We start from the raw sequence: 5,428 nt of genomic DNA, 5'->3' as shown, positions 1-5,428 counted from the left end.
CTCACCTCGTTCCTGGGCTGTGGGGGCCGGCGCGTCCAGCAGCTCGCCCCAGTCGGTGCGCCCCTGCATCTGCCGGCGGGTGGCCGCGTCGACCAGGGCGCGGCTGTCGTCCCAGCCGCCACCGAGGGCCTTGTACAGGGCCACCAGGCCGCCCACCGCGTTGCCGCGGCTGACCAGGTAGCCGTCCTGCTGCTGCAACAGCAGCTGCTGGGCATCCAGCACCCGCTGGAAGTCGGCGAAGCCTTCGCGGTACTGCGCGCTGGCCAGGTTCAGCGAGCGCTCGGCGGCCTGCGCCGCGTCCTGACGGATGCGCGCGCTGTCCAGGGCGCGGACCAGGCCGCTGGCGGCGTCGTCGGCCTCGCGCGCGGCCTGGCGCACGTCCTGCTGGTACAACTCGATCAGCTGCTGCAGGCGGGCGTCCTCCACGCGCACGGCATTCCTGCGCCGGCCATGGTCCAGCGGGTTCCACAGCAGGCTGGGGCCGGCGGCGAGGTCGAAGCTGTCGGGCAGGTTGTGCGCCGAGACGAAGCTCCAGCCGATGCTGCCCAGCAGGCTCAGCGCGGGGTACAGGTCGGCCTCGGCGACGCCGACCAGCGCCGATTGCGCGGCCACCGCCCGCTCGGCGGCGCGGATGTCCGGGCGGCGCAGCAGCAGGCTGGCCGGCACGTCCTGCAGCACCGCGCGGTCGGGCAGCGGCAGTTGGCCGCGGCGCGCGTCCAGTTCCGGCATCGGCCCCGGCGGGCGGCCGACCAGGGCGCAGAGGGTGTTGCGCAGGGCGTTCACCTGGTTCTCGAACTCGGGGATGGTCGCCTGGGTCGCCAGGTACTGGGTGCGCGCCTGTTGCCAGTCCAGCTCGTCGTTCTCGCCATGGCGGAACAGCCGTTCGGTGATCTGGAGGCTGCGCGCCTGGCGCCGGGCGTTCTCCCGGGCGATGTCCAGGCGCGCCTCGGCGGTGCGCAGGGCGAAGTAGGTGTCCGCCACCTGGGCGCGCAGCAGCACCTGGGCGTCGGCGTAGTTGGCGCCGGAGGCGAAGTAGGCGTCGTCGGCGGCCTCGATGGCACGGCTGAAGCGGCCCCAGAAGTCGATTTCCCAGCCGATGTCGAAGCCCGCGCTGGACTGCCAGAACACCGAGTCCTGCGCACCCGGGCCGGACTGGTCGCGCTTGAGGTAGAGGCTCTCGCCGCGCAATTGCTGCAGTTGCGGGTAGCGCCCGGTGCGGACGATGGCCAGTTGCGCGCGTGCCTCGGCCACGCGCAGCCCGGCCACGCGCAGGTCGCCGTTGTGGGCGTCGGCCTCGTCGATCAGGGCCTCCAGGGTGGGGTCGGCGAACACCGCCCACCAACGGCGCAGGTCCGGGCTGGCCACCACGTGGCCGGCCTGCTCCAGGGCCGGCGTGTTCCAGTGCTCCACCCAAGGCGTGGGCGGCGTGCGGTGGTCCGGCCCGACCTGGGTGCAGCCGGCGAGCAACAGGCACAATAGGCTGGCGCGTCGGCCCATGGGCGATTCCCGCCGGGTCAATCCGGCTGCCCGGGGTCGGCCGGCGCGTCCTGTTCGTCCACCCACTGCCAGAACAGGTTGTAGGCCACCGCCAGGATCACCGGGCCGAGGAACAGGCCGATGATGCCCTGCACCACCATGCCGCCCAGCGCGCCGAGCAGCACCACCGGCATCGGCACGTCGACGCCGCGCCCCAGCAGCAGCGGCTTGAGCACGTTGTCGGCCAGGCCCGCGACCAGGCTGTAGACGGTGAAGACGATGGTCGCCAGCGCCACGCCCTGGGTGCCCAGCACGTAGGCGATCACCGGCAGGGTGACCAGCGTCGCCGGCAACTGCACGATGCCCAGCAGCAGCACGACCAGGGCGAGGATGCCCGCGCCCGGCACGCCGATGGCGACGAACCCCACGCCCACCAGCAGCATCTGGATGAAGGCGATGCCGATCACCCCCTGGGCCACTGCGCGGATGGTGGCGGTGCACAGGGTGACGATGCGCGGGCCGCGCTCGGGCCCGGAAACCCGCGTGGCGATGCGCTGGGCCGCGTGGTGGCCGCGCTCGCCATAGGCCATGCAGATGCCGGCGATGATCAGCGCCGCGACGAACAGCAGGAAGGCCGCGCCGACGTTGGCCAGCGCCCCCAGCAGCGCGCGGCCGCTGCCCTTGAGGTGCGGCAGCAGGCGCTGCAGCGCGCTGGTGAGGTCGCCGGAGGCCGACAGCCAGGCCTGGTGCAGGCGCGGCCCCACCAGCGGCCAGCCGGCCACCGCGTCGGGCGGTGCCGGCAGGCTCCAGTCGCCGCTGCGCAGCAGGGCCAGCAACTGCTCCAGCGAGTCGCCCAGGGACACCAGCAGCAGGTAGACCGGCACCAGCAACAGGGCCAGCGCCAGCAGCACGATCAGCGTCGCGGCGCGGCCGTCGCGCCCGCCCAGGCGTTGCCGCAAGCGGCACTGCAGCGGGTAGAGGGTCACCGCCAGGATCAGCGCCCAGAGCATCAGCTCCAGGAACGGCCGGAACACCTGGAAGGAAAAGGCCACCAGCACGGCGATGAGGCCGGCGCGGATGAACAGGTCGAGCAGGTCCCGCGACAGCCTGCCGTCCAGCCTGAAGCTCGGTTGCATGGTCATGCACTCCCCTCTGTGCCCGCGCCGCTAGTGCTCCCGCGGCGGTTCCGGCGGCATCGCCGGGTCGTCTTCTTCGTCGAAGGTGGCCTCGGCGGGCGCATCGCTCCCTCCACGGTGGAGGTCCGCCAGGCGTCGCTCTTCCTGTTTCTGGTAACCCCGCACCCAGGCCGCCGCCTGCGCCTCGTCCACGCCCAGGGCGAGCAAGGCGCGGCGGGCCATCTCCAGGCTGGAGTGGAAGGTCTCGCGCACCGGGCTCGCCCCCAGGTCCAGCAACTGCAGCACGTGCTGGCGGTTGCGCGCGCGGGCGATCACCCGCGTGCCGGGATAGTGCCGGGCGATCACCTCGGCGGTGCGCAGGTTGCTCTGCGGGTCGTCGGTGGTGACGATGACCAGTTCGGCCTCGCCCACCCCGGCCGCGTGGAGGATTTCCGGGCGCGTGGGGTCGCCGTAGAAGACCGGCACCCCGGGTACCTCGCGGCCCAGGGCCTGCACCGAGGTCTCCAGCGCCACCAGGGGAATGCCGCGGGCCTGCAACAGGCGGGCGATGACGCGGCCCATGCGGCCCATGCCGGCGATCACCACCCGCGGCGCCTGGTCCACCTCCGGCTCGGCCACCGGCGGGGCCCGTACCTCGGCGGCCGGCGCATGCAGCTGTCGCGCCAGGGCGAGCATCAGCAGCGGCACCAGTGCCATCGACAGGGTGATGGCCAGCACCAGCAGGTCGTGCAGGCGCTGGTCGAGCAGGCGCTGCTCCAGGGCCAGCCTGAACACCACGAAGGCGAACTCGCCACCGGAGGCCAGGACCACGCCCAGGCAGACCGCCCCGGCATGTTCCAGGCCACCCGCCAGGCGCCCCATGGCATACAGCAGCGGCAGCTTGACGGCCACCAGCAGCAGGGTCAGGCCCAGCACCACCCAGGGTTCGCCCAGCAGCAGGCGCAGGTCGGCGGTCATGCCCACGCCGACGAAGAACAGCCCCAGGAACAGCCCCTTGAAGGGCTCGATCTGCGACTCCAGCTCGTGGCGGTATTCCGATTCGGCCATCAGCAGGCCGGCGAGGAAGGCGCCCAGGGCCATGGACACGCCGACGTGTTCCATGATCCAGGCGGTGCCCAGCACGATCAGCAGCGCCATGGCGGTGGCCAGCTCGCGCAGGCCGGGACCCACCGCCCAGGTGAAGGCCGGGCGCAGCAGGTAGCGGCCACCGAGGATGACCAGGCCGACGCCGGCGGCCACCGCCAAGATCGGGCGCAGCCCGCCGCCGGCGTCGGCGGCATCGCCAGCCGAGGCCCCCAGCAGCGGCACCACGGCGATCAGCGGGATGGCGGCGATGTCCTGGAACAGCAGGATGGCCACCGCCAGGCGGCCATGGGGGCGGCCCAGTTCCTTGCGCTCGGCCAGCACCTGCAGGCCGAAGGCGGTGGACGACAGGGCCAGGCCCAGGCCCAGCACCACCGCCGCCGGCAGGCGCTGGCCGAGGGCCAGGGCGATGCCGCCCAGGAGCACGGCGGTGAGCAGCACCTGCAGCAGGCCGACGCCGAACAGCGCCCGGCGCATGCTCCACAGGCGCCGCGGGGACAGTTCCAGGCCGATGATGAAGAGCAGCATCACCACGCCGATTTCCGAGAGCCGGCTGACGTTCTGCGGGTTGTTCACCAGGCCCAGCACCGAGGGGCCGATGAGGATGCCGGCCAGCAGGTAGCCGGGCACCGCGCCCAGCTTCGCGCGCTGTGCCAGCGGCACCAGCAGGACCACGGCGAGCAGGAAGATCACCGTGGCCTGGAGCAGGCTCCCGTCATGGGGCATGGCTGCGTCTCCCGGCGGGCGTTGGGCTCAGAAGCGCTCGGCGACCATCCGGAACGGATAGGGAGCGGCCTTGTACTTGCCGATCCGCCCGCGCCTGGGCAGCTCGACGACCTCCTCGCGGGTGATGTCCTTGTAGGGGATCTGCGCCAGCAGGTGGCTGATGATGTTCAGCCGCCCGCGTCGCTTGTCCTCGGAGCGCGCCATGTACCAGGGGGCCCAGGAGGAATCCGAGGCGGCGAACATCTCGTCGCGGGCGCGGGTGTAGTCGTCCCAGCGGCCGTAGGACTTCAGGTCCATGGGCGACAGCTTCCACAGCTTGCGGCCGTCGTTGATGCGGTCCTGCAGACGGCGCGTCTGCTCCTCGGCGCTGACTTCCAGCCAGTACTTGAGCAGGATGATCCCGGACTCGACCATCATCTTCTCGAACAGCGGCACCACGGCGAGGAACTTGCGCGACTGTTCCTCGGTGCAGAAGCCCATGACCCGCTCGACGCCGGCGCGGTTGTACCAGCTGCGGTCGAAGATCACCACCTCGCCGGCCGCCGGCAGGTGCGTCAGGTAGCGCTGGGCGTAGATCTGCGACTTCTCCCGCTCGGTGGGCGCCGGCAGCGCCACCACGCGGAACACCCGCGGGCTGACGCGTTCGGTGATGGCCTTGATGGTGCCGCCCTTGCCGGCGCCGTCGCGGCCCTCGAAGACCACGCAGACCTTGAGCCCCTCGGCCACCACCCACTCCTGGAGTTTCACCAGCTCCACGTGCAGCTGCTTGAGTTCGGCTTCGTAGGTCTTGCGGTCGAGCCGTTGCGCTGCGTCGTCCTTCGCGTGTTTCCTGTCTTTCTTGGATTTGGCCATGAGGCCCTCCGTGCGCTGCCTTGGCCCCGTGCGGACGGCGCCCGCTCCTGCGGCGCCCGGTACGTGGGATGTCCTGGCTGAGTATGGATGATCCCTGGCGGTTTGCCGGTGGCCCGGGGGCCTTTTCGAACACTCGCCAGGTCGCCCGGGACGGA

General features: G+C 71.9%; 4 protein-coding genes. All 4 read right to left on the bottom strand.

The genetic code is table 11. From position 1 onward, the window contains the following. On the bottom strand, positions 1–1,497 hold a 1,497-nt coding region (locus DK254_RS00940; protein ID WP_109932906.1), incomplete at its 3' end, for an efflux transporter outer membrane subunit. A gap of 17 nt (positions 1,498–1,514) precedes the next feature. Continuing rightward, positions 1,515–2,612: an AI-2E family transporter gene (locus DK254_RS00935; protein ID WP_109932904.1), complete on the bottom strand. Its 1,098-nt coding sequence runs from the start codon at positions 2,610–2,612 to the stop codon at positions 1,515–1,517. Between the two features lie 30 nt (positions 2,613–2,642). Beyond that, on the bottom strand, positions 2,643–4,421 hold the full coding sequence (locus DK254_RS00930) for a monovalent cation:proton antiporter-2 (CPA2) family protein (RefSeq protein ID WP_109931671.1): 1,779 nt from the start codon (positions 4,419–4,421) through the stop codon (positions 2,643–2,645). Between the two features lie 27 nt (positions 4,422–4,448). Next, a complete protein-coding gene (ppk2, locus tag DK254_RS00925) occupies positions 4,449–5,273 on the bottom strand; it encodes a polyphosphate kinase 2 (RefSeq protein WP_109931669.1) in 825 nt (274 codons plus the stop codon). Positions 5,274–5,428 lie beyond the last annotated feature (155 nt).

The organism is Pseudomonas sp. RW407 (assembly GCF_003176655.1).
GTDB lineage: Bacteria > Pseudomonadota > Gammaproteobacteria > Pseudomonadales > Pseudomonadaceae > Pseudomonas > Pseudomonas delhiensis.
The sequence above is the reverse complement of the archived record's forward strand: the minus strand, read 5'-3'. Positions and strand labels throughout refer to the sequence as shown.